The sequence below is a fragment of the Nonomuraea terrae genome (assembly GCF_004348995.1).
GTDB classification, from domain to species: domain Bacteria; phylum Actinomycetota; class Actinomycetes; order Streptosporangiales; family Streptosporangiaceae; genus Nonomuraea; species Nonomuraea terrae.
In genome coordinates this window covers 13,748-37,145 of the sequence record NZ_SMKQ01000044.1, presented here as the reverse complement: position 1 = coordinate 37,145, position 23,398 = coordinate 13,748, and the positions used below count along the sequence as shown (strand labels likewise).

General features: G+C 70.3%; 22 protein-coding genes. 6 read left to right on the top strand and 16 right to left on the bottom strand.

What is annotated here, in order from left to right:
- Positions 1-84 precede the first annotated feature (84 nt).
- A complete protein-coding gene (locus E1286_RS17075; RefSeq protein ID WP_132613610.1) occupies positions 85-1,995 on the bottom strand; it encodes an acyl-CoA dehydrogenase family protein in 1,911 nt (636 codons plus the stop codon).
- A gap of 67 nt (positions 1,996-2,062) precedes the next feature.
- On the bottom strand, positions 2,063-3,289 hold the full coding sequence (locus E1286_RS17070) for an APC family permease (protein WP_132613608.1): 1,227 nt from the start codon (positions 3,287-3,289) through the stop codon (positions 2,063-2,065).
- 80 nt (positions 3,290-3,369) lie between these two features.
- Between E1286_RS17070 and E1286_RS17065 the strand changes: the two genes are divergently transcribed.
- Complete coding sequence (locus E1286_RS17065) at positions 3,370-3,831, top strand: Lrp/AsnC family transcriptional regulator (RefSeq protein WP_132613606.1); 462 nt, start codon at positions 3,370-3,372, stop codon at positions 3,829-3,831.
- A gap of 94 nt (positions 3,832-3,925) precedes the next feature.
- Positions 3,926-5,335 (top strand): serine hydrolase domain-containing protein, encoded by a 1,410-nt coding sequence (locus E1286_RS17060; protein WP_246074920.1) that lies wholly within the window; start codon positions 3,926-3,928, stop codon positions 5,333-5,335.
- Here the strand turns inward: E1286_RS17060 and E1286_RS17055 are convergent.
- Positions 5,292-6,449, bottom strand: a complete 1,158-nt coding sequence (locus tag E1286_RS17055; protein ID WP_246074919.1) for an MFS transporter — start codon at positions 6,447-6,449, stop codon at positions 5,292-5,294. The two genes, E1286_RS17060 and E1286_RS17055, sit on opposite strands and share 44 nt — an antisense overlap.
- Before the next feature lie 50 nt (positions 6,450-6,499).
- Between E1286_RS17055 and E1286_RS17050 the strand changes: the two genes are divergently transcribed.
- Positions 6,500-6,856 (top strand): MerR family transcriptional regulator, encoded by a 357-nt coding sequence (locus tag E1286_RS17050; RefSeq protein ID WP_132613604.1) that lies wholly within the window; start codon positions 6,500-6,502, stop codon positions 6,854-6,856.
- A gap of 384 nt (positions 6,857-7,240) precedes the next feature.
- Here the strand turns inward: E1286_RS17050 and E1286_RS17045 are convergent, their stop codons facing one another.
- The 6 genes from E1286_RS17045 to E1286_RS17020 all read right to left on the bottom strand — a co-directional run bounded on the left by E1286_RS17045 (position 7,241) and on the right by E1286_RS17020 (position 13,580).
- On the bottom strand, positions 7,241-8,386 hold the full coding sequence (locus E1286_RS17045) for an acetyl-CoA C-acetyltransferase (protein ID WP_132613602.1): 1,146 nt from the start codon (positions 8,384-8,386) through the stop codon (positions 7,241-7,243).
- 79 nt (positions 8,387-8,465) lie between these two features.
- Positions 8,466-9,185: a hypothetical protein gene (locus E1286_RS17040; protein ID WP_132613600.1), complete on the bottom strand. Its 720-nt coding sequence runs from the start codon at positions 9,183-9,185 to the stop codon at positions 8,466-8,468.
- Positions 9,186-9,209: 24 nt separating this feature from the next.
- Positions 9,210-9,971, bottom strand: coding sequence for a class F sortase (locus E1286_RS17035; protein WP_132613598.1), 762 nt, complete (start codon positions 9,969-9,971; stop codon positions 9,210-9,212).
- A gap of 6 nt (positions 9,972-9,977) precedes the next feature.
- Positions 9,978-11,294 carry a hypothetical protein gene (locus tag E1286_RS17030; protein WP_132613596.1) on the bottom strand — a complete coding sequence of 439 codons (1,317 nt, stop codon included), beginning with the start codon at positions 11,292-11,294 and terminating at the stop codon, positions 9,978-9,980.
- A 133-nt stretch (positions 11,295-11,427) separates the two neighbouring features.
- Complete coding sequence (locus tag E1286_RS17025) at positions 11,428-12,225, bottom strand: class F sortase (protein ID WP_132613594.1); 798 nt, start codon at positions 12,223-12,225, stop codon at positions 11,428-11,430.
- Positions 12,225-13,580 (bottom strand): hypothetical protein, encoded by a 1,356-nt coding sequence (locus tag E1286_RS17020; protein ID WP_132613592.1) that lies wholly within the window; start codon positions 13,578-13,580, stop codon positions 12,225-12,227. Before E1286_RS17020 ends, E1286_RS17025 begins: the two co-directional genes overlap by 1 nt.
- Before the next feature lie 242 nt (positions 13,581-13,822).
- Here E1286_RS17020 and E1286_RS17015 point away from each other — a divergent pair, with 242 nt between their 5' ends.
- Positions 13,823-14,965 carry an acyl-CoA dehydrogenase family protein gene (locus E1286_RS17015; RefSeq protein WP_132613590.1) on the top strand — a complete coding sequence of 381 codons (1,143 nt, stop codon included), beginning with the start codon at positions 13,823-13,825 and terminating at the stop codon, positions 14,963-14,965.
- Between the two features lie 184 nt (positions 14,966-15,149).
- Here E1286_RS17015 and E1286_RS17010 read toward each other — a convergent pair whose 3' ends face one another.
- Positions 15,150-16,028, bottom strand: a complete 879-nt coding sequence (locus E1286_RS17010) for a GNAT family N-acetyltransferase (RefSeq protein ID WP_132613588.1) — start codon at positions 16,026-16,028, stop codon at positions 15,150-15,152.
- A gap of 168 nt (positions 16,029-16,196) precedes the next feature.
- Entirely contained in the window at positions 16,197-16,586 is a 390-nt protein-coding gene (locus E1286_RS17005; protein WP_132613586.1) for a hypothetical protein, read from the bottom strand.
- A gap of 85 nt (positions 16,587-16,671) precedes the next feature.
- Here E1286_RS17005 and E1286_RS47850 point away from each other — a divergent pair, with 85 nt between their 5' ends.
- Positions 16,672-16,833, top strand: coding sequence for a hypothetical protein (locus E1286_RS47850; protein WP_165969767.1), 162 nt, complete (start codon positions 16,672-16,674; stop codon positions 16,831-16,833).
- Positions 16,834-16,836: 3 nt separating this feature from the next.
- On the opposite strand, the gene E1286_RS17000 is transcribed toward E1286_RS47850, so the two are convergent.
- The 3 genes from E1286_RS17000 to E1286_RS16990 form a co-directional block, all read right to left on the bottom strand.
- Positions 16,837-17,583, bottom strand: a complete 747-nt coding sequence (locus E1286_RS17000; protein ID WP_132613584.1) for an alpha/beta fold hydrolase — start codon at positions 17,581-17,583, stop codon at positions 16,837-16,839.
- 16 nt (positions 17,584-17,599) lie between these two features.
- Positions 17,600-19,822, bottom strand: a complete 2,223-nt coding sequence (locus E1286_RS16995) for an ATP-binding SpoIIE family protein phosphatase (RefSeq protein WP_132613582.1) — start codon at positions 19,820-19,822, stop codon at positions 17,600-17,602.
- 123 nt (positions 19,823-19,945) lie between these two features.
- Positions 19,946-20,653: an iron-dependent transcriptional repressor DtxR gene (locus E1286_RS16990; RefSeq protein WP_132613580.1), complete on the bottom strand. Its 708-nt coding sequence runs from the start codon at positions 20,651-20,653 to the stop codon at positions 19,946-19,948.
- 102 nt (positions 20,654-20,755) lie between these two features.
- On the opposite strand from E1286_RS16990, the gene E1286_RS16985 reads away from it, so the two are divergent.
- The gene (locus E1286_RS16985) at positions 20,756-21,373 is read left to right on the top strand and encodes a UdgX family uracil-DNA binding protein (protein ID WP_132613578.1); all 618 of its coding nucleotides are present in this window, start codon (positions 20,756-20,758) and stop codon (positions 21,371-21,373) included.
- 48 nt (positions 21,374-21,421) lie between these two features.
- Here the strand turns inward: E1286_RS16985 and E1286_RS16980 are convergent, their stop codons facing one another.
- Together E1286_RS16980 and pdxH are read right to left on the bottom strand one after the other, a co-directional pair.
- On the bottom strand, positions 21,422-22,675 hold the full coding sequence (locus tag E1286_RS16980; protein ID WP_246074918.1) for an MFS transporter: 1,254 nt from the start codon (positions 22,673-22,675) through the stop codon (positions 21,422-21,424).
- A gap of 10 nt (positions 22,676-22,685) precedes the next feature.
- Positions 22,686-23,339 carry a pyridoxamine 5'-phosphate oxidase gene (gene pdxH, locus E1286_RS16975; RefSeq protein WP_132613576.1) on the bottom strand — a complete coding sequence of 218 codons (654 nt, stop codon included), beginning with the start codon at positions 23,337-23,339 and terminating at the stop codon, positions 22,686-22,688.
- Positions 23,340-23,398: the final 59 nt, after the last annotated feature.

Here is a 23,398-nt window from a genome sequence, read left to right as displayed (position 1 = left end):
GATTCAGCAGGCGGTCTATACCGGCTCGTCTCGGTTTGGCAACACTAAGGGTGAAGAATCCTCACGACCGGTCTAGACCGCGCGTCAGATGATCTGACGGCGGACGTTCTCCCCGCCCTCCGGCGCGCCGATCCACGGGCCGTCGATCGACGGGTCCAGGATGCCCTCCTCCACGAACGTGTAACGACCGTCGAGCACGTAACCGGCCAGGCGGACGTCCTGGCTGTCGCTGTTGTCCCAGAGCCGTTCGAACAGGCCGTCCACGCGCCGCCTGGCCTGGTGGCAGAAGGTGTCGGCCAGCTCGTACGGCCTGCGCCCGAGGTCCTTGGAGTCTTCCGCGGCCTTGACGCAGACGGCCGTCATGGCGAACAGCTCGGCCCCGATGTCGACGATCCGGCCGAGGAACGACTGCTTGTGCTCCAGCGCGCCCTGCCAGCGGGACATGCCGTAGAAGGTCGATCGGGCGAGCTTCCTGCTGGTACGTTCCACGAACCGCAGGTGACCGGCGAGGGGGCCGAAGTCGGCGTACGAGGTGGGCAGGTTCCCGGTGCCGGCCACGAGCGTGGGCAGCCACTTCGCGTAGAAGGCGCTCGCCTGGCGCAGGGCCTGGGCGCGTTCGGCGCGGGAGGCGTCGGGGTTGATCAGCTCGCCGGCGGCCGACAGGTGGGCGTCCACGGCCTCCCGGGTGATCATCAGATGCATGATCTCCGAGGAGCCCTCGAAGATGCGGTTGATGCGGGAGTCGCGCAACATCTGCTCGGCCGGCACCCCGCGCTCGCCGCGCGCCGCGAGCGACTCGGCGGTCTCGTAGCCGCGCCCGCCGCGCATCTGGACCAGCTCGTCCAGCGCCTGGTACGACATCTCGGAGGCGTACAGCTTGGCCAGGGCGGCCTCGATCCTGATGTCGTTGCGCCGGTCGTCGGCCAGCCGGGCGGTGAGCTCCATGACGGCCTCCAGCGCGTACGCGGTGGCCGCGATGAACGCGATCTTCGTGGCCACGGCCTCGTGCCGGCCGACCTTGCGCCCCCACTGGACACGTTCGTTGCCCCACTCGCGGGCGATCTTCAGCGCCCACTTGGCGTTGCCCGCGCACGTGGCCGGCAGGGACAGGCGGCCGGTGTTGAGCGTGGTCAGCGCGATCTTCAGGCCCTGGCCCTCCTTGCCGATGAGGTTCCTGGCCGGGACCCTGACCTGGTGGAACTCGGTGACGCCGTTCTCGATGCCGCGCAGGCCCATGAACGCGTTACGCCGCCTGACCGTGATGCCGGGAGAGTCGGCCTCGACGACGAACGCGCTGATCTTCTTGCCGGTCCTGGCCATGACCACCAGCAGGTCGGCGACGACGCCGTTCGTCGTCCACAGTTTGACGCCGTCGAGCACGTAGTCGTCGCCGTCGCGGACGGCGGTGGTGGCCAGCCGCGCAGGGTCGGAGCCGACGTCGGGCTCGGTCAGCAGGAACGCCGAGATCTCGCCCCGCGCGCACCTCGGCAGGAACTCCCGCTTCTGCTCCTCGGAGCCGAACAGCTTGAGCGGCTGCGGCACGCCGATCGACTGGTGCGCCGACAGCAGCGTGGCCAGCGCGGGGCTGTAGGAGCCGACGAGCATGAGAGCGCGGCAGTAGTACAGGTAGGGCAGGCCGAGCCCGCCGTACTCCTCCTTGATGGTGATCCCGAACGCGCCGAGCTGCGCCAGGCCCTTCACCACCTCGTCGGGGATCTGCGCGGTGCGCTCGATGAGCACGGGATCGACGTGCGCGTCGAGGAAGCGGCGTAGCGCCCGGACGAACTCCTCGCCCCGCTGCGCCGCCTCGGCGGACAGGACGGGGACGGGGTGCACGAGGTCGAGCCGGAAGTCACCGAGGAACAGTTGCCTGCCGAAACTGGGGCGCGTCCACTCCTTCTCGCGTGCCTGCTCGCCGACTTCCCTGGACTCCGCGTACCCGGCCTGCTCCGCCTTGAGCTCGGTCCTGGCCTGCGCGGTCTTCTGCTCGGTCATGGCACTCTCCCGACGTTGCGCCGTCTTGTGGTAGGAGTACTGCCCGCGTCACGACGTCCTGCGCCGTTTATAGCCCGATTTTGTAGGAACGGCGAGCGTTGGCCTTGAGGACGAGCAGCGCGACGACCGCCAGCGCCGCGGGTACCGCCAGGTAGCCCCCGCAGAACGCCAGCCCGACGAGCGACATCACGGTGCCCACCACGGCGGTGACCCGGTGGCGGCCCGCGGGCAGCATCCGCGTCGCCGCCGCCACGCCCGCCGTCGTGACCGCGGCCAGGCACGCCGAGGTCGCCCGCATGAGCAGGTCGAGGTCATCGCCTCCCACCAGCACGGGCACGGAGAGCACGGCGAGCAGCCCGAGGCTCCGGTACGGCGTCTCCCCCGGCGCCCCGCCCTTCCCGAACCAGCCCGGCAGAGCCCGGTCGCGGGCCAGCGCCGCGCCGAGCCGCCCGGCCCCGGCCAGGTAGGTGTTGACCGCCCCGAACGTCAGCAGCACCGCCACCACCCCGGTCACCGGCCGCGCCACCGGGCCGACGCCGATCTCCAGCAGTGCGGTGAGCGGCACGTCCGGCATGTCGGCGCCGAGCACGCCGACGGAGGTGACCGAGACGCCCGCGTACAGCAGGCCGATCACCACGAGGGTCACCACGGTGGCGCGGAGCGGGCCCCTGCGCCGGTCGGCGAACTCGCCCGACAGGTGGCTGGCCGCCTCCCAGCCCACGAACGCGAACATGAGCACCCCGGCCGCCCCCGCCACGCCTGCGGCGCCGTACGGGGCGAAGGGGGTGAAGCGGGCGGCGTCGGCGTGCGGGGCGGCGGTGAGCACGGCGGTGGCCAGCAGCACGACCAGCAGGGCGACGAGGCCGATCTGCAGCCGTCCGGACGTGCGCAGGCCGGCGGTGTTGGCGGCGAACGCGGCCGCCAGGATCAGCCAGGCGGCCAGGGTGGCGTCCACGCCGAGGCTGGCCTCGACGTACGCGCCGCCCACGAGCACCCCGGCGACGGTGCCGATCGGCACCGCGCCGAAGAACCACCACCCGGCCACGGCGGCGGCGTGCCGGCCGAACGCGAGCCCGACCACGGCGGCCACTCCCCCGCCGCCCGGGTAGCGCGCGCCGAGCGCGGCGAACGTCAGCGCGACGGGGACGCTCAGTGCCAGCATGCCCGCCCACGCCAGCACGGACGCCGGCCCCGCCGCGTCGGCGGCGAGGTGCGGCAGTACCAGCATCCCCGGCCCCAGCACCGCGCCCACCAGCAGCGCCGCGCCCTGCGCTGTTCCCATACGTCCGCTCATGGCGGCGAAGTTAGTCCATTTGTTCGGATGAATGGCGGATCGCCGAACATCTGACCGGAATCGCCTGCCATGCTGGCGTCATGGACGAACTTGATTCGGCGATCGTGCGGTTGCTCCAGACAGATGCGCGGCAGTCCAACCGGGAGCTCGCCCGGCAGCTCGGCGTCGCGCCCTCCACCTGTCTCGAACGGGTCAGGGCGCTCACCCGGCGCGGCGTGATCCGCGGCTACCACGCCGACATCGATCCGGCCGCGCTCAACCGCGGCGTGCAGGCCATGGTCGCGGTGCAGGTGCGGCCGCTGAGCCGGGAGGTGATCAACGCCTTCAAGGCGTCGGCCGCCGAGATGCCGGAGGTGCTCAGCGTGTTCGTGCTGGCGGGCGGGGACGACTTCCTGCTGCACGTCGCCGTGCAGGACCTCGACCACCTGCACGCGTTCCTGCTCGACCGGTTGAGCAAGCGCAAGGAGATCGTCGGGTTCCGCACGTCGGTGATCTACCAGCAGGTGCAGAAACCCTTCCCGAGCCTGCTGCCCGAGACCTGACTTTCGTCAGGGTCGTGACCTGACGGACGGCCCATCCGCGGCGGCACCCAGAGTCCCTAGGTTTCTCCGATATCACCCTTGAACGGAGAAATCCTTGAAGTCTCTTGTGCTCGGTTTGTCCGCCGCGCTGACGCTGCAACCCTCGCCCGCCGACTTCGACGCCTACGTGCGCGCGGCGATGGAGGCGACGGGACTGCCGGGCCTTTCCGTGGTCGTCACGCATGACGGCGAGGTGGTACACGCGGCCGGGTACGGCCATGATTCCGGCGGCAGGCCGGTCACCGCCGACACCCCCATGCGGGTGGCGTCGGTGAGCAAGTCGTTCACCGCCATGGCCGTCATGACGCTCGTCGAACGCGGCCGGATCGCGCTGGACGAGCCGGTGGCCGAGCAGCTCCCCGGCTTCACGATGGCGGACCCGCGGGCGGCCCGGATCACCGTGCGCCAGCTGCTCAACCAGACCTCCGGACTGTCGGACCGCACCGTGGACATCCCCGCCACGGAGAGCGCCACCTCGCTCGCCGACTACACCGCCCGCCTGGCGGACTCCCGGCTCGCCGCCGACCCCGGCACACACTGGGAGTACTGCAACGTCAACTACGACCTGGCGGCGCGCCTGGTGGAGGTGGCGAGCGGGCGAACGTTCGAGGAGTACCTGCGCGACAAGGTGTTCGGCCCGCTCGGCATGTCCTCCAGCTCGGTCTCCGCCGACGCCGTCGCCGACGGGTACAACTCCGTCTACGGCGCCTGGCTGCCGCGTGCCGAGTTGCCCGCCTTCCTCGACGGCACCGGTTCGGGCGGGGTCGTCACGACCGCCGCCGACATGGGCAAATGGCTGATCACACAGACCGGCGGCGGCCGGCCGCTGGTCAAGAGGGCGAGCCTGGAGACCATGCACCGCTCCACCGTGCTGCGCCCGTACGGCATGGGGTGGGGGACGGACGAGGACACCGGGCTGCTCACGCATTCGGGCAACCTGTTCACCTACACCGCAGCGCAGGCCATCTCCCCCGAGACCGGCTACGGCTTCGCCGTGATGACGAACAGCGCCGCCCTGTACGACGACGCGTACGCCATCATGCTCGGCCTGACGGCGCTCGCCGAGGGGCGGACGCCGGAGCCGGTCGGGGGTGACCGGCAGCTGTTCGAGGCGGTGCTGGGCGGGATCGCGCTGCTCTCGGCCGGCCTGGGGGCCCTCGGCGCGGCACGGGCGCGGCGCTGGGCCGCCCGCCGGGCCGGGCGGCGGGGGTGGCGCGCGGCGGTGCGGCTGGTGCCGGTGCTGATCCCCGCGGTGGTGCTGGCCACGTACCCCGACTGGGTGTCGGTCCTGACGAACGGGCGGACGGTCACGTGGGCGCAGATGACGTACTTCCCCGCGCCGCTGTCGATCACGCTGCTCGTCGCGGCGCTCGCGGGAGTCGCGGTGGCGGCGGCCCGCGTGATCGCCCTGCGCCGGCCGGTCAGCCCGCGAGCACCGCGCGGCGCGGGATCGCGGCGTAGCTGATCGCGAGGGCGGCCAGGCTGAGGACGGCGGCGGCGAGGCCGAGCCAGCGCAGGCCGTCCACGGCGACCAGGCCGCCGCCGAGCGCCGAGCCGGACGCGATGCCGATGTTGAACGCGCACACGTTCACCGAGACCGCCAGCGTGGGCGCCTGCCCGGCCTGCCGCAGCAGCAGGCTCTGCAACACCGGCGTGGTGGCCGAGGCCAGCAGCCCGAACGCCAGCACGACGAGCACGGCCGGCGCCTTCCACGGCACCGCGAACGGGAAGAGCGCCAGCACCACGGCCAGGCCGGCGAACGTGCCGCGCACGGTGGCGGGCAGCGAGCGGTCGGCCAGCCGTCCCGCCGCCAGACCGCCGGCCAGACTGCCCGCCCCGTAGACCAGCAGCAGCGTGGAGACCCCGGCGGGGGTGAAGCCGGTGATCCTCGTGAGCGCGGGCGCGAGATAGGTGAACACGGTCGAGGTGGCCGCCAGCCCGACCGCCGTGGTGGCGATCACGATGAGGACCCGCCGCCGCATCACCGTCGCCACCTCTGCCCTGACGCTCGTGGCGGGCGCGTCCTGGCGCGGGAGCACCACCGCGAGCAGCCCCAGCGCCGCCACCGCGAGCCCGGCCAGCACCGCGAACGGCGTCCGCCAGCCCGCGTCCTCCCCCAGCAGCACGCCCACCGGGACGCCGAGCAGCGTCGCCACGGAGAAACCGGCGCCGACGGCGGCGATGGCCGTGCCCACCCGCTCCGGACTGACCACCCGCGCGGTGACCATCAGCGCCAGGGTCAGGAAGGCCGCGTGGCTGAGCGAGGCGACCACCCGCCCGGCGATCAACACCTCGTACGACCCGGCCGCCGCGCACATCGCGTTGCCCGCGGCGAACAGGCCCAGCAGGCCCAGCGCGAGCCCCTTGCGCGGCAGCCGCACGGTCGCGATCGTCACCAGAGGCCCGCCGACCACCACGCCCAGCGCGTACGCCGTCACGGCCTGCCCCGCCGTGGCCACCGAGACCCCCAGGTCGGCGGCCAGCTGCGGGAGCAGCCCCGCGACCAGGTATTCCGACGTGCCGACCACGAACACGCTCACCATGAGCGCGGTCGGCACCACCATGCCCTTCTTCATCATGCGGGTACGCTAAAGTCTCACATCTATGTGAGAGTCAAGGGTGTGGTGACATGCGGATCGGAGAGCTCGTCCGGCGCACCGGCGTGAGCGAGCGGCTGTTGCGCTACTACGAGGAGCAGGGGCTGCTGCGGCCCGAGCGGCTGCCCAGCGGTTATCGCGTCTACACCGAGGCCCACGTCGACGCCGTCCGCCGCATCCGCACCCTGCTCGCCGCCGGGCTCGGCACCTCGACCATCGCGACCGTGCTGCCCTGCCTGGAGACCGACGGCGAACGTCTGGCCCCGACCTGCCCCGACGTGCTGGGGCAGCTGCGTGCCGAGCGGGAGCGGATCGACCGCGCGATGGCGGCCCTGAGCGAGTCCCGCGCGGCCCTCGACACGGTGATCACCGCCGCGGACCGCCGTTAATTCGGTTGCACGGGTCCGGTACGGCTGCGTAGCCTCATGGGCATGCGCCTTTACCCGTAATTCGCGGGGCTTCCACAGCCCTCGGCTTCAGCTCTGTCCAGTCCGTCCAGTCCAGACGCGGCAACTGAGCTTGTCGACCGGCCTTCGCGCTTCTCCGAGCCGAGCCGCGTCGTGAGTTACGTAAAGGAGCTTCCTCATGCGAGCCCGTTCATCCAAGAAGGCCCGGCCCCAGCTTCCGGTGGTCCGGCCGATGCCCAAGATGCCGCAGCGGCCCATCGCGCCGCCCCGTCGCATCCCGCCCAAGGGGCGCTAGATCAACTACCTGGATGGGTAGTCAACGCGGGCGCCGCCTCCCCTTACGCCTGGAGGCGGCGCCCGCATCACTCACAGCCGTTCGATGATGGTGACGTTGGCCTGCCCGCCGCCTTCGCACATCGTCTGCAGGCCGTACCGGCCGCCCGTGCGCTCCAGCTCGTGCAGCAGCTTGGTCATGAGGATCGCGCCCGTGCCGCCCAGCGGGTGACCGAGGGCGATGGCGCCGCCGTTCGGGTTGACCCGGGCCGGGTCGGCGTCGAGCTCCTTGATCCAGGCCAGCGGCACCGGCGCGAACGCCTCGTTGATCTCGACCACGTCGATCTGGTCGATCGACATGCCGGCCTTCTTCAGCGCGAGCTGCGTCGCGGGGATCGGCGCGGTCAGCATGTAGACCGGGTCGTCGCCCATGAGCGCGAGCTGGCGGATGCGGGCGCGCGGCGTGAGCCCGTGGTCCTTGACGGCCTGCTCGGAAGCGATCAGCAGCGCGCCCGAGCCGTCGGAGATCTGCGAGGAAGTGGCGGCGGTGATCTGCCCGCCCTCCTTCAGCGTCTTCAGCGAGGCCATCTTCTCCAGCGTCGAGTCGGGCCGCGGGCCCTCGTCGTCCTCGACGCCGTTGACCGGCGCGATCTGGTCCTTGAAGTAGCCGTTGGCGATGGCCTTGGCCGCCCGCTGGTGCGACTCGAACGCGAACTGCTCCAGCACGTCGCGCTTGAAGCCCCACTTCTCGCACATCAGCTCCGCGCCGCGGAACTGCGAGATCTCCTGCCTGCCGTATCGCTCGCCCCACTTCTCACCGAACGGGAACGGCATGCCCATGTCGAGGGCCGCTTTGATGGAGGAGCCCATGGGCACGATGCTCATCGACTCGACGCCCGCCGCCACGACGAGGTCCTGCGTGCCGGACATGACGCCCTGGGCGGCGAAGTGGATCGACTGCTGGGAGGAGCCGCACTGCCGGTCGATCGTGACCCCGGCCGTGGTCTCGGGCAGACCCGCCGACAACCAGGCGTTGCGGGCGATATCCATGCTCTGGGGGCCGAACTGCATGACGCACCCCATGATGACGTCCTCGACCGCGGCGGGGTCGACGCCGGTGCGGTCGATCAGCGCCTTCAGCGTGTGCGCGGCCAGGTCAGTGGGGTGGACGGTGGAAAGGCCGCCCTTCTTCTTGCCGACGGGCGTGCGGACCGCCCCGACGATGTACGCCTCTGCCACAGTGCCTCCTGGAAACCGAGCATTATTCGGTTACTAAGGGCAGAGTACAACAGAACGACGTTCTGGGGCTTCCTGGGCCTTATTCGGCTTCCTCCGCGGCTTTCTCCGCTGCGGTGTCTTTCTCCGCGGCCTCTTCTTCCGCGCTCTCCTTCGCCGGAGCCGCCAGGTCCTCAGGGGCGTCGATGCGGAAGCGCCAGCGGTCGACGGCGATGCCGTTCAGCGACTCGGCCAGCTCCAGCGCCAGCGCCCCCAGCTTCACCGGCTCCTCACCGCGCAGCTCGATCGCGGTCAGCTCGGTGGCGAAGGGCAGCAGCTCCTGTACGGCCGGCGGCTGCCCCTTCTGCGGCACCAGCGCGGCCCGGACGTCGCCCGCCGTGAACGTGAACTCCTCGTCCTGCTCCAGCAGGGGCGCCAGCTCCTCGGCGGACGGGCGGACCGGGAGGATCACCGCCGGGCCGGTGCCCTCACCCTCGTCGGCGGGGTCGCTCACCTCTCCCCGGCACACCGCGAGCCCGCCGAGCCGGAACGCCAGCCCCTCCGCCAGATACCGGTCGAAGTAGTCGAGCGGCAGCGGCCCCTCGGCGGCCACCCGCACCGCCCACACCTTCTCCAGCACGCCACCCGTCAGGTCGGAGTCGGCCTCGACCGGCGCGCACACCCGTACGTCGGTGGCCACGATGTCGTCGCCCTCGCGCCTGGCGTTCGGATCGGCGAGCTGGATGACGCTCAGCAGCTCGTCGAGCGCCGGTTTGGCGGGCAGCGCCGCCGTGGGGCCAGTACGCAGTCTCCGCTTCGCCATCCAGCCCATGCCCGCCTCCGCAGATCAACTTCGATAGGAGCTCGTCATCGTCGCGTACACGATGACGTTGTCGGTGTAATGCCCAGTGTTGCGGTTGTACGTGCCGCCGCAGGTGATGAGGTGGAGCTGGGCGTTCTCCTGCGGCCCGTACACCCGCTGGGTCGGGAACGTCTGCTTGCTCGCCTGCTCCACGCCGCCGACCGTGAACACCGCGGTCGTCTTGTCCTGGCGCTTGACCTCGATGATGTCGCCGTTCTTGAGCTCGGGCAGGCGGGCGAACACGGCGGTGCGCGTCCGCGTGTCCTTGTGCCCGAGCAGCACCGCCGGCCCCGCCTCTCCGGGGGTCGACATGTTGCGGTACCACCCGACCAGGTTGTGGTTGTCGATCGGGGGCACCTCGATCGTGCCGTTCTTGGCCAGCCCGACCGACTTGATCGGCGCGTTGATGCCCAGCCGCTTGACCACGAGCCGTACGGGCGTCGAGGGCAGCATCGCGGGCGCCGGCTTGATCTCGGGCAGCGGCGGCGGCACGTCGGGGGCCGCCTGGAACAACGCCTGCTCCGGCTGGCCGCTCGGCTTCGGCTGCGCCTGCACCTGCAGGCTGTCGCGGTTGGCGGCCAGGCCGTACTCCTCGGGCGACCTGAGGACGATCAGCAGGCCCGCCACGACCGTGGCCACGCCGGCGATGGCCGCCACGATGAGCACGGTGCGCAGCGCCGTGCTCGCCCGCTCCTCGGGCGGCGGCGGCACAGGAGGGCCGCCGCCGTACGGATAGTAGCCCGCCACGCTCGATCAGCTCCTGATGGAACGTCGTCGCATGACCAGCCCGCCCACGGCCGCGGCCGTGATCAGCGCGGTGCCGGTCAGGATGAACATCCGCCCGTCCGGCCCCATCATCCCACCGGCCCCGGTGTCCGCCCCGGCCACGGGGGTCTGCGACTTACGCGTGGTCGTCGAGGACGAGGGCGTGATGGTCACCGTCGCGGTAGCGGTCCGCGTCGGCCGCGGACTCGTCGTCGTCGGCGAAGGGCTCGGACTCCCGGTCCCGTTGCCGACCGTGACCTTGTACTCCTTGAGACCGGTCGTGGGTGCGGTGCACTTGATCACCGGCGAAGTGGCGGTGCCCGTCGTGGTCGCGCCGAAAGTGATGTCGCCGGCGGTCAGCGTCACGGTGCCCGTCGTGGTGGGCCGCACCTTGAGGGTGACGCTGGGAAGCGTGGTGAGATCCGAGCCCGCCGTGACACTGGCCAGGTTGCCCTCACCGGTCACTGTGGCTGGAGCTCCGGCGCCGCTCGCCTTTACCGTGACGAACGTCTTGGCGCTCGTGGTCGGGAATCCCGTCGGCAGCGTGAGCGAATCACCGGTGTTTTGGATGGTCCCCGTCCAGGTGACCGACGCGTCCTGGTTGGGCGAGGCGCTCGTCGGAGGCGTCATCACGACCCGGATGTCGACCTCGGCCGGGTAGTTGGCGTCGGTGGTGCCGGTGGGCTGAAGGACGCAGTTGTAGGCAACGATGTCGGTCTCGTCGCCGTCACCGTTTCCGTTGCCGGTGCCGATCGGCACCTCAAGCGCTTGAGGGGTGGTTGTGGTGCAATTCGTCTCGGTGGCGCCCCCGGCGGTGCCGGGCAGGCCCAGCGTCAGCGCGCCTGGCGTCAATCCGACATCAGCGGTCGTGCCAGCGGCCACCTGGACCGGATAAGTGACGCTTCCCGCCTGCACAGTCCTCTCATTGACTGTGAGCGGCGCTCCGGACTTCGCAGCCTCGTCCGAGACGGTCGCACCTGTCGTCGGCGCCAGCTCCAAGGTGACCTGCACATTGCCAGGAGGGGTGGTGGTCGGAGCCGTGGCCAGCGTCAGGGTCGGAATGTTCACGGTCAGGTTGAAGCTCTGCCCCGCCGTCGCCGTGTCAGGAGCGCTGAGCCCGACGACAATCGAGGTGTTGGTGAAGGGACCGCCTGCCGTGCAGGAGTAGGTGTACTGCCTTGTCGCCGCAGCCGAGGCCGGGGTGGCGGTTAAGAAGACGGAGCAAACGAAGACGACGAGCGTACTCATCAATCCCAATGCGGACGTCTTGCGGGCGCGGCGGCGCCACGCCTGGGACTTAAGCACGGGTCCTTCTCCGTTTCCAAGCAGTGTCAACAGTCGTGCCAGACTGCCAGCCATTGGTCACAGCTAGGTTGAGATCTTACGAACTGTCCCTGTCAACTTCACCCAAACGGCCAAAACAGCCACAAGTTCCCCATCAACCGGCCTTCTTCGACAGCGTTGCGTACACAACGATGTTGTCCGTGTAACTGTGCGCCTTCTGGTTGAAGACACCGCCGCACGTGATCACCCTGAGCTGGGCACTGTCGACGTCGCCGTACACGCGCTTGGTCGGGAACGCGTTCTTGCTGGCCTGTTCGATGCCGCTGACCGTGAACCGGGTGACCTTGCCGTCCGACCGGTACACGTAGATCTGGTCGCCCTTGGCGAGCTCGCGCAGGCGGTCGAAGACGGCGGGGCCCTGGCGAGTGCTCACGTGGCCGTTGATGATCGCCGGGCCGGCCTGGCCGGGCAGCGGGGAAAGGCGGTACCAGCCGGCCTGGTTGCGCTTGGTCAGCGGCGGGGTGCCGAGCTTGCCGTCCTTGCCCATGGTGACCCCGCCGATCGGCGCGTTCACCTTGATCTTGGGAATCTTGATGCGGATCGGCCGGACGCTGGTCGCCTTGCCGGTCTTGGCCGCCTTGGTCTTGGCCGGCGGGATCGGCGCGACGACCGGCACCGCCGGGAGCGGAGGCGGCGCGTCCAGGCGGGCCGGGGTCAGCGGCGCGCCCTTGCCGCCCGGCCCGACAGTCGGCGCGAGGACGAACGCGCCCGCGTTCTGCACACCGACCGTGGTCGGCGTGGGCTGGGCCGTCGCCGCGATCGGCGCCGAGCCGTCGTCCACCTTGGGCGCCAGCGTCAGCAGGCTCACCATGACGATGCCGACGCCGCCGAGCGAGCCCGCGATCAGCAGGCCGGGCAGCGCGCGCTGCATGGGGGTCTTCTGCTCGGTCATCAGAGCGTTCCTCCCGCGTGCTCGGCCCTGCGTCGCCGCAGCAGCAGCCCGCCGCCCGCGCTTCCCAGCACCAGCGCCATCCCACCGGCCATGAGCGCGTACGGCCGCTCCGGCTCATCCGGCGCGACACCGGTGTCCACGCCACCACTGGGCGTCTTGGCCACCTGCGCCCGGTAGTACTTGGTCGCGGTGGGACTGGCGGTCGTCGGCGTGGGCGACGTCGTGCCGGACGCCTGCGGATTGACCACCACGTTATCCACCCCGTTGTCCGAGTTCCCGTCGTCAACCGGCGGGTCGTCGTCAGGGTCCGTCGGGTCATCCGGATCCGTCGGGTCGTCGGGGTCGTCGGGATCGGTCGGCTGATCAGTGGGGTCGTCTGTCGGGTCGTCCGTCGGGTCGGCGCCTTCCCCGATGGTCACCTGGACCGTCGGCGGGGGGCCGACCGGGCTGCACTTCGCACCGTGGAAGCCGGTCGGGGTCTCGGGGGTGGTGGTCGACACCTCGAAGGCGTCCAGCCACATGTAGCCCGGACCGCCGACCTTCTCGATCTTGATCTTGTGCTCGCCGTAGTCCAGCCCGGAAATCTCCCACAGGGTCTTGCCGCCGGCCATGTCGTGGTTGACCGGAACGTCGTTGCCGTTGCGCGAGGGGTTGACGGTGGCGACGAGTCTGTCGTCGATGTGGATGTTCACCGGGCTGGCGTCCTTGTCGGTCGGCCCGATGTACTTCACGCCGGTGCCGACGAAGGTCAGCTCGGCGAAGGCACCTTCCACAGTGGTCTCGTGCAGGTCGTTGTGCACGTGCCTCTCAGAGGTGGGCAGGTCATCCTTCGACACCCAGTCGTTGCTGTAGACGATCCCCATGCCGCTCGGATTGTCCGCGTCGGGACCGTCGTTGTAGACCACCTCACCGTCCGGCGGGAAGAAGTCGAGGTCAATGTCCCTCGGCGTGAGCCTGATGGTCCCCGCCGTGCTGGTGAGAGCGGGATCGCTCATCATCTCCGGCAGTCCGAGCGGGGAGTCGGGGCGGAGCCTGCGCTCGGGCTCGGAGACGCCCCGAGGCATGAGGACGCCCGTCCAGTCCCCGCGGATGTCGACGTGGCCGGTGGCGTGCACCTGGCCGCCTCTCCGGAAGTAGCCCGGCGACAGGAGTCGCCTGGGGTCACCGGTGTAGTTCATCGTCCACTCGAGGTTGAGCGGACCGCCGACCGACAGGTCCGTGGCGAAGGTGAGGTTGGTCGTCAGCATGACCGGGCCGTTCCGGGCGATGCTGTTATCGCCGACCGCGTTGCATTGGTACTGGATGATGAGGTCGGCCGGCGCGGCCGACGCGGGCACCTGAGGAAGAACCACCATGCCTAACGTCGCCACAGCCCCGACCGATGCGGCGATCAACGCCTTGCCCAAGCGATTCACGGGAGACTCCGATCAACCACGACAGACCGATGGAGATCTTAGGGTCCAAAACCCCTGCAACGTATGCGAAAACGCACTTCGTCTGGCACTTGTGATGAAGCCGTGTCCGCAGCTGTAGCGGCAGAGCCGAAAGGGGTATACCTGTCGGTAACAGAATAGAATTCTGCGGCTGGAGGAGCCCGATGCAGGACCTCTTCGACGAGGAGCACGACCTCTTCCGGGAGACCGTACGCGAGTTCATGGCCCGCGAGGTCGTGCCCCACCACCCGCAGTGGGAGAAGGACGGCATCGTCCCGCGCGAGGTCTGGAAGAAGGCCGGCGAGCTGGGGATGTTCGGGTTCTCGGTGCCCGAGGAGCACGGCGGCTCGGGGGTCTCGGACTTCCGCTACAACACCGTCGTCGTCGAGGAGATCATCCGGCACGGCGCCAGCGGGCTCGGGTTCTCGCTGCACAACGACGTCATGGCGCCGTACCTGGTGGATCTGACCGACGACGGGCAGAAGCAGCGGTGGCTGCCCGGGTTCGTGAGCGGCGAGCTGATCACGGCGATCGCCATGACCGAGCCGGGCGCCGGCAGCGACCTGCAGGGCATCAGGACCACCGCCGTGCGCGAGGGCGACCACTACGTGCTCAACGGCCAGAAGACCTTCATCACGAACGGCGTCAACGCGGACCTGGTCGTCGTCGTGGCGAAGACCGACCCCGCCGCGGGCGCGCGGGGCATCACGCTCATCGTCGTGGAGCGGGGCATGGAGGGCTTCGGCCGCGGGCGCAACCTCGACAAGATCGGCATGAAGGCGCAGGACACGGCCGAGCTGTTCTTCGACAACGTACGGGTGCCGGTCGCCAACCGGCTCGGTCCCGCCGAGGGCGAGGGCTTCGTCCAGCTCATGAACAACCTGCCCCAGGAGCGCCTGTCGATCGCCGTGGCGGCGGTGGCGGCAGCCGAGACCGTGCTGGAGCAGACCATCGCGTACTGCAGGAGCCGCCAGGCCTTCGGGCGCAACATCGGGTCGTTCCAGAACACCCGGTTCGTCCTGGCCGAGCTGGCGACCGAGACGGAGATCGCCCGTCACTACGTCGACAAGTGCGTCCGCGCGCTCAACGGCGGAGAGCTCACCGCCGTCGACGCCGCCAAGGCCAAGTGGTGGACCACCGAGCTGCAGACCAAGGTCATCGACCGCTGCCTGCAGCTGCACGGCGGGTACGGCTACATGACCGAGTACCCGGTCGCGAAGGCGTGGCTGGACAGCCGCGTCCAGACGATCTACGGCGGCACCACGGAGATCATGAAGGAGATCATCGGCCGCTCCTTCGGCTTCTGAAGGGCTCGCCTACAGGTGAAGGACACCAAGGCGGGCGTCCGCCGCGTCTATGACCCGGACTGATACGAATTCAGCCCGATGGAACGCGCATAGCGTGGTTCGCCTGCCTGACCGGGCACGCGCTGTGCGACCTTGATGGATCCCGTCGCCGAGAACAGGAAGATTCGAGGTCGAGAAGACGATCTCAGCGGACGAAGGTCATCGTGCGCGCGAAGCCGCGGAAGCCCAGCGACTCATAGGTCTTGCGCGCCATCGGATGGCCGTCGTCGCCCCGGGGCGCCACGAAGGCCCACCGCGCGCCCAGCCGCCGCGCGGCGTGCAGGGCGGCGAGCGTAGCGGCGCTCGCCAGGCCCAGCCGGCGGTGCGCCGGATCGGTACCCACGGGCTCCAGCAGCGCCGCCCGGTGCTCCTCATCCAGCCAGACCAGGCAGAACGCCACCGGGGTGCCGTCCGGCGCCTCGACCAGCCAATCGAGCTCAGCGCGGTAGGGCCAGGCCCGCATGACCTGGCGATAGCTCTCACCGGTGACCCGCGAGGGCGGCAGGCCCGGCAGCGAGAACGCGGCCCGGTGCACCGCCGCCCTGGCCTCGGCATCCTGCTCGCCGCGCACGGCACGCAAGGTATGGCCGGCAGGGACCTTCGGCTCGGGCAGGGCGTCGAGGCCGCGGCGCATGTGGGTGAAGAACACGCCGGACTCCTGCACGCGGTATCCGTGCCGGCGCAGGACCTCTGCCAGGTCCGTCTCGGACTCCAGCAGCGTGACGTCGCGCTCCAGACCTTCGACGGCGCCGTCGAACCAGCGCAAGATCTCCTCCGCCAACTCGGGGTAGGCCGGGTCGAGCCGCAGGTCGAGAGTGCCGGGGCGCTGCGCCCACGCCCACGCGACGACCTGACCGTCGTGCTCCCACAACGACGTAGGCCACTCCGGCTCTCCGCCGACGTGCTGGAAGCGGGACCAGGCCAGGTCTCCGATGTGCCAACGGCTCTCGGGCGACCAGAGCCGCCGGGTCAGGTCCTGCATCGTGCGCAGGTCGCCGGGCCCTTCGTAATCGCGCCGTTTCATCCGGCAAATCCTACCGATCTAAGACGATCAGTCCGATCTCGAACGCGGCGATGCACACCTCGACGGCAAGTCGGTGGTCACCTCTTGCCCCGAATCGAATCTCCACACGGCCACAGCCCGCTATGCGCGTTCCATCACCATTGGCCGCTGCCAGGACAAACGTGAAAATCAGAGGTCAAAGCGGAAGGCGGGCCGGTCGGACGCACTCCCGGTGACGATGACCTCCGAGCCGTCCGGCTGCCTGTCCACCCCAAGGATGGAAGGCGCTGGTAGACCGGCAGCGCAGTCCGCGGCGCGCTGCTTCTCGTTCTCGATGAACGCCTTCAGCCGGTAGATGCCGCGCACCGCGTCGTAGGTCGGCGTCGTGACGCCGACCACGTGGTCACTGGCCACGAGTGCGAGGCGCTGCCAGGACAGCGGCACGCCGGCTTCGCTGATGCGCTCCTCGAGTTCGATGCGGGAGGGGGATGAGGGTGATGTCGGCGGCCCAGTCCTGTTCCCACTGGCACGGCAGTAGGGAGGCGCGGAGCCTTCGCTCGACTGGTCGCGGATGTCCAAGACTCCCGAAGGCCGCAGAAAGCCGTTAGCAGCGTCTGAACCGTCACCCGCGCGGCGACCCGCCTTCCGCCTCATACTGGACAGCATGGACAGCGGCCTGATCCTCCTGGTCTTCCTGGCGTTGCTGTTCGCCTGGGGCCTCAACCGGTTACGCCGGGCGTTCCGCCTCGGCCCCGTCGGCTACGCGGGCGTGGTGATCGTGTTCGTCATCGTCATGCTGCTGCTGTGGGGCCAGACCATCCGCTGACCCTCACCCGCCGGACGCCTCCAGGATGACCCGGGCCACCAGCTCGGGGTCGTCGCTCATCGGCACGTGCCCGCAGCCCTTGAGCAGCTTGACCCGCTGCCCCGACCACCGCGCCGCGCGTACGGCCTGACGGCGCGGCAGCAGCCGGTCGTGCTCGCCCCACGCGATCGTGATGGGCGACTTGGGCGGCGCGGGCGGCATCACCCCGCCGAACGACTCCAGCGTCGGCTCGAACCCGGTGGACTCGGCGAGCGCCCGCGACGCGGCGGCCAGCGCGTCAGGCTCAAGCCGCGACGGATGCGCCACCAGCAGCCCGGCCGACAGCCCGCGCAGCAGCGGATCTCCCGCCGCCGCGGCCGCACGCAGCCCACGCAGCACCGTCTGGCAGTAGAGCAGCTCCGGCCGAGTCCAGAAACCGACCGGCGCCAGCGCGGTCGCCGAGCGGACGACACCGCGCGAGGCCAGTTCGAGCGCGATGTAACCGCCCAGCGAGTTGCCCGCCACGTGCGGCTCCCGCACCCCGAGCCGCGCGCAGAACGACTCCACCGCGTCCGCCAGCGACTCGGCGGTGTACGGGACCGGCTCGGGCAGCCCGGCGGAGGCCCCGAAGCCCGGCAGGTCGACCGCGATCACTGTGCGCACGGCGGCCAGCCGGTCAAGCACCGGCAGCCACGTCTGCCAGTGGTGGCCGATGCCGTGGACGAGGATCAGGGTCTCGCCGCTGCCCCGCCGTTCGAAGGCCAGCTCCATGCGGCCAGTGAACCACTCATCTGCCGCGGGTGGGAATCTCGAACCAGACGGCTTTGCCTTCCCTGGTGGGACGCGATCCCCAGCGACGGGCCAGCTGGTCGACCAGGTAGAGGCCGCGCCCGCCCTCGTCGTTCTCGCCCGCGCTGCGGATGCGGGGCAGCCGGAGGTCCTGGTCGAACACCTCGACCCAGACCGCCTCCTCGCCTCTGCGCAGCCGCAGGGTGAACTCCTTGTCGCCGACCACGTCGTCTTCGAGGCCCGGCATGTCCCACGAGTCCTCGAACGGCAGCGGCGGCCCGTCGATCACCAGCTCCCGGCGCGGCACCCCGGCGCTCGCCGCGTGCAGCACCACGTTGGTCACGACCTCCGAGACCAGCAGGCAGGCCAGCTCGGCGCGTTCTTCAGGCACGTTCCAGCCCGTGAACGCCTCCGCGGCCATGCGCCGCGCCTCCCCCACCATGATCGGCTGGGCGGGGAACGTCCGCTCCTCCACGTCGAGGTCGACGTCGCTGGAGCGGACGACGAGGATCGCCATGTCGTCGTCGATCTCGCCGGGCACGGCCACGGTGGCGGCGTCGGCGATGCGCTCGACCTCGGCGTCGGACATCTTGGCCAGCTTCTCGCAGAGCACGCCGAGCGTCTCGGCCTCGCTCGGCATCTGCCCGTCGCGGCTGGGGCGCCGGTCGACCAGGCCGTCGGTGTAGAGCAGCAGCGCGGCGCCCGGCGGCAGCGTGCGCGTCTCCTCCTTGTAGACCAGGTCGGCGTGCAGGCCCTTGGCGCGCACCCCGAGCGGCTGGCCGACCTCCTCGATGTCGAGCTCGACGCACTGGCCGTCGACCAGCAGCAGCGGCGGGGCGTGCCCGGCGTTGGCGAACGACAGCTGCCGCGACCAGGCGTCGTAGACGAGGTACTGGCAGGTCACGATGGGCGGGATACTGACTTCTGTGCCGTTGTCGTCCTGCTCGGGGGTGGCGATGATGCGGGTCCACTCGTCGAGCCTGGCCAGGATGTCGGCCGGGGACTTGTCGTCCTGCGCGAAGGCCCGCAGGGCCGCCCTGAGCTGGCCCATGATGGCGGCCGCCTTGGCGCCCCGGCCCTCGACGTCGCCGATGACGATGCCGACGCGGCCGGCGGACAGCGGGATCACGTCGTACCAGTCGCCGCCGACCTGGGTCTGGATGCCCTGGCCGTGGGAGGCGAGCGGGGCCGCCGGGTAGTAGCGCACGGCGATCTGCAGGCCGTCGAGCTGGGGCAGCGCGCGCGGCAGCAGGTGTTTCTGGAACGACTCGGCGGTGTGGCGCTCCTCTTCGAACAGCAGCGCGTTGTCGATGGCGAGCGCGACGCGGGTGGCGATGGCGCCGACGAAGTCGCGGTCGAAGGCGTCGTAGTGGGGGCTGCGCCGGTCGGTGAGGTTGGACAGGCCGAGGTACATCAGGCCGAGCGTCTCACCGCGGACGAGCAGCGGGGCCACGATGGCCGAGGTCATGCCGATCTCGCCGCACAGCCGGGCGCTGCCCTCGTGGGGCTGGGGGTAGCGGCTGCCCGCGAAGTCTTCGACGAGGATGGTCTCCTGGCGGCGCAGGGCGGTGTCGGCGTAGTGGCCGGAGGGGTAGCGGATCTCCGCCCCCACCGGCTTCCATGTTCCCGACGGCGGCGTCCATCCCTGTACGTGCTGCGAGACCCGGCGGACGAGCCGGTCACCCTCCATCAGCTCGATGAAGCAGTGGTCGGCGAACTGGGGGACGAGCATCTCGGCGACCCGCTTGAGCGTCTCTTCGACGTAGAGGGAGCCGGCCAGCCGCTCGCCGATGCGCTCCAGCAGGCCGAAGCGGTCTTTCTCGCGTTCGTTGCTGCGCAGCGCCTCGCGCGCCATGATCACGATGCCGGTGACCGACCCCGACGTGTGACGCAGCGGCACGGCCTGGGCGCGGACGTAGACGATGGTGCCGTCGTCGCGGCGGACGTCGAACGTGCCCTCCCACACGCCGCCCTTGAGCACGTGTTTGGCCAGCTCGATGGCGAGCGGGTGGTCCTTCTCCATGATCCCGAGGGACAGGGTGGACGTCTCACGCGCGGCCGACGCGCCCTGCCGGCCGAACAGCTTCTCGGCGAACGGATTCCAGTAGAGGAGGTTGCTGAAGCGGTCGGTGACGACCACCGCCATCTCGGCGTAGTCGAGCACCGACCCGGCAGCGAGATGATCGGCCGCCTCCTGGGAAAGCTCCCCCCAACGCTTCATCCGGAGACCACTCCTCGAGGTGGCATGTGTGCACAGCGGACCACGGGCGCTCCTGCAACAGTCTTGGCCAGGGGAGAGTGGAGGGGCTCCCAAGGGGGATTCAACCAAGCAGCTGCGCGCGCGTCAGCGCTTGGAGACAAATACGTGCGCCGCGACATCACGCGGAAGCTCCGCGGGATTGTCTCTTGCGTCACCGTCACCTGTCACCCGCACACCGTCGTCGCTCGCCGCGAGCGTCACCTCGCGTCCGGGTTGTATCCCAACTTGCTTGAGTTTAAGCATCACAGCGGGATCGCTTTGCACTTGTTCGCTAATTCGCCGCACGACCACAGCGGTGTCACGCGGGCCCGCCAGGTCGGACATGGTCTCCAGCGCGTCGTCGGCACCGCCCTCGGCCGGCTCCTGGCCCCCCAGCTCACCGAGCCCGGGGATGGGGTTGCCATGGGGGCAGGCGGTGGGGTTGTCGAGCAGCGTCACCAGCCGCGCCTCGACGGAGTCGGACATGACGTGCTCCCAGCGGCACGCCTCGATGTGCACCTCTTCCCAGGGCAGCCCGATGACCTGGATGAGCAGGCATTCGGCGAGACGGTGCTTGCGCATCACGCGGGTGGCCAGCGTGCGCCCGAGGTCGGTCATCGACAGGTGCCGGTCGCCCTCGACACGGACGAGACCGTCGCGCTCCATGCGGGCGACGGTCTGACTGACAGTGGGGCCGCTCTGCTGGAGGCGCTCGGCGATGCGGGCACGAAGGGGGACGATGCCCTCCTCTTCGAGCTCGTAAATCGTGCGGAGATACATCTCCGTGGTGTCGATCAGGCCGTGTGCGGTCAAGGCAGTCCTCCCAACTGAATGTTACGCGGTCGTAGCGGGGACTGGGCCCGTCCGCTGCGGGCACAGAAGTCACACGAACCCTAGTGGGAGAAACGACCGACGATGGCTGACAAGGGCAACAACGGAGCCGCGAAGTTCCTTCCCGACCGGCTCGACCTGGACGCGCTGCGCTCGGCGGCGGCCGGCTGCGAAGGCTGTGACTTGTTTCGCAACGCCACTCAGACGGTCTTCGGCGAGGGCCCTGGGCATGCCACGTTCATGCTCGTGGGTGAGCAGCCCGGCGACCGGGAGGACATCGAGGGGCATCCGTTCGTCGGACCGGCCGGACGCGTGCTCGACCGCGGGCTGGAGGAGGCCGGCATCGCGCGCGAGGACGTCTATGTGACGAACGCGGTCAAACACTTCTCCTTCACGCCCCGGGGCAAGCGGCGCATCCACCAGAAGCCGACGGCCGCCGAGATCACCGCCTGCCGCCCGTGGCTCGACGCGGAGCTGGCCGTCGTGCAGCCCGAGGTCGTCGTGGTGCTCGGCGCGACGGCGGCCAGGTCGCTGCTCGGGCCCGAGTTCCGGGTGACGCGGCACCGGGGTGAGCCGGTGCCGCTCGGTGAGGCGCTGGCGGTGGCGACCGTGCATCCGTCCGCGGTGCTGCGCGCGCCCGACAGGGAGGACGCGTACGAGGGCTTCCTCGCCGACCTTCAGGCGGCGGCGCGGGCCGCGTGAGGCGCGGGCCGCGAAGCCGCGTGAGGCGCGGGCCGCGTGAGGCGGCGGCTAGCGCGGCGCGGTGGACTGGTGGGCGCGGAAGTTGCGGAAGCCGCTCACCGACAGTCCGACCGCGATCACCGTGATGGCGCAGGCGATGCCGCCGCCCACCCACGCGCCGCTCAGCCCGAACATCGTCGCGGTGGCCCCGGCGCGCAGTTCGCCGAGGCGCGGCCCGCCGGCCACGACCACCGTGAAGACGCCCTGGAGCCGCCCGCGCATCTCGTCGGGCGCGTACAGCTGCAGGATCGACTGCCGCCACACCGAGGAGATCACGTCGGCGACGCCGCCGACGGCCAGGAACGTGACCACGAGCCACAGGCTGTCGGCCAGGCCCGCGGCGGCCACGGCCAGGCCCCAGACGGTGATGACGATGACCAGGGCGACCCCTTGACGGGAGACCCGGCTGACCCAGCCGGAGAAGAGCGCGCCGACGACGGAGCCGATGGCCATGGCGGCGTTCAGCCAGCCGAGGGCGACCGGGGAGCCGCCGAAGCTGACCTCGGTCAGCTCGGGGAAGAGCGCCCGCGGCATGGCGAACACCATCGCGATGATGTCCACCACGAACGACATCATCAGCACCGGGCTCCCTGCGATGAATCTGAGGCCCTCCGCCACGGCCCTGGCGCCCGGACGTCTCACCTCGCCCAGCGGGGGCAGTGAGGGCAGCCTGAGGGCCGCGTAGAGGCTCGCGGTGAAGAGCAGGGCGTCCACTCCGTACGCGGCCGCGAAGCCGCCGTTCGCCAGGGCGACCGCGCCGATCATCGGCCCCGCGACCGCGCCGATGCTGTAGACCAGCGAGTTGAGCGCGTTGGCGGCGGGCACCAGCTCCGGCGTGAGGATCCTCGGGATGATCGCGCCCCTGGTCGGGCCGGTGATCGCGAAGCCGGTGGAGTTGAGCGCGACCGCGGCGAAGATCAGCCAGACGTTGTCCAGCCCGACCAGTGCCTGGACGAGGATGAACACGGTGGAGCCCCAGGCGATCAGCGAGCCGACGAGCAGCAGCTTGCGCCGGTCCACGGCGTCGGCGACGGCCCCGCCCCACAGGCCGAAGACGATCAGCGGGATGAAGCTGGCCATGCCGAGCAGGCCGACGTAGAAGGAGGAGTGGGTCAGCTCCCAGACCTGCTGCCCGACGGCGACGACGGTGACGCCGACGCCGATGTTCGAAACGGTCTGCCCGAGCCAGATGCGCCGGAACGCGGCAACGCCGAGTGGACGCGTGTCCACCAGATGCCGCTTGACCAGCTCGCCAAATGCCACTCGCAGCAGATTAAGGGGCAAGCCTTTCCAAAACCCATCCGGGTCGGGTACGCCGGTAGCGGAGCCTGTCGTGCATCCGGTCGAGCTGCCCCTGCCAGAACTCCATCTCGATTGGCGTCACCCGGAAACCGCCCCAGAAGTCGGGCACCGGCGGATTCTCCGGCCACCGGGCCGCCAGCTCCGCGTAACGGGCGTCCAGCTCCTCGCGTGAGCGCACGACGGCCGACTGCCGCGAGGCCCAGGCCCCGATGCGGGAGCCGTACGGACGGGACTCGAAGTACGCGGCGGACTCCTCGTGCGAGACGCGCGCCACGGTGCCTTCCACGCGCACCTGGCGGCGTAGCGGGTGCCAGGGGAACAGCAGCGACGCCCGGGGGTTCTCGGCCAGGTCGCGGCCCTTGCGGGACTCGTAGTTGGTGTAGAAGACGAAGCCGCGTTCGTCGTAACCCTTCAGCAGCACCGTACGCGCGCTCGGACGGCCTCCGGCCGAGGCGGTGGCCAGGATCATGGCGTTGGGCTCCGGCAGGCCGGCGTCGAGCGCCTCCTGGAACCAGACGGCGAACTGCGTGATCGGATCGGGCGCGAGGTCGGCTTCGAGCAGCGGCTCGCCCTCGTACGTACGGCGAAGCGCCGCCAGCAAGGGCGGGCGCGGGGTGGCATCCACAAAACGGTATTCTTGCGCGCTCGTGTGGCGGATCTCATGCGGGCCGCCTCCAGCGGGTC

Coding starts and splice junctions, on each gene's coding strand:
- E1286_RS17075 (WP_132613610.1), bottom strand. CDS start 1,995: ATGACCGAGCAGAAGACCGCGCAGGCCAGGACCGAGCTCAAGGCGGAG.
- E1286_RS17070 (WP_132613608.1), bottom strand. CDS start 3,289: ATGAGCGGACGTATGGGAACAGCGCAGGGCGCGGCGCTGCTGGTGGGC.
- E1286_RS17065 (WP_132613606.1), top strand. CDS start 3,370: ATGGACGAACTTGATTCGGCGATCGTGCGGTTGCTCCAGACAGATGCG.
- E1286_RS17055 (WP_246074919.1), bottom strand. CDS start 6,449: ATGATGAAGAAGGGCATGGTGGTGCCGACCGCGCTCATGGTGAGCGTG.
- E1286_RS17050 (WP_132613604.1), top strand. CDS start 6,500: ATGCGGATCGGAGAGCTCGTCCGGCGCACCGGCGTGAGCGAGCGGCTG.
- E1286_RS17040 (WP_132613600.1), bottom strand. CDS start 9,185: ATGGCGAAGCGGAGACTGCGTACTGGCCCCACGGCGGCGCTGCCCGCC.
- E1286_RS17025 (WP_132613594.1), bottom strand. CDS start 12,225: ATGACCGAGCAGAAGACCCCCATGCAGCGCGCGCTGCCCGGCCTGCTG.
- E1286_RS17020 (WP_132613592.1), bottom strand. CDS start 13,580: ATGGTGGTTCTTCCTCAGGTGCCCGCGTCGGCCGCGCCGGCCGACCTC.
- E1286_RS17015 (WP_132613590.1), top strand. CDS start 13,823: ATGCAGGACCTCTTCGACGAGGAGCACGACCTCTTCCGGGAGACCGTA.
- E1286_RS17010 (WP_132613588.1), bottom strand. CDS start 16,028: ATGAAACGGCGCGATTACGAAGGGCCCGGCGACCTGCGCACGATGCAG.
- E1286_RS47850 (WP_165969767.1), top strand. CDS start 16,672: ATGGACAGCGGCCTGATCCTCCTGGTCTTCCTGGCGTTGCTGTTCGCC.
- E1286_RS17000 (WP_132613584.1), bottom strand. CDS start 17,583: ATGGAGCTGGCCTTCGAACGGCGGGGCAGCGGCGAGACCCTGATCCTC.
- E1286_RS16995 (WP_132613582.1), bottom strand. CDS start 19,822: ATGAAGCGTTGGGGGGAGCTTTCCCAGGAGGCGGCCGATCATCTCGCT.
- E1286_RS16985 (WP_132613578.1), top strand. CDS start 20,756: ATGGCTGACAAGGGCAACAACGGAGCCGCGAAGTTCCTTCCCGACCGG.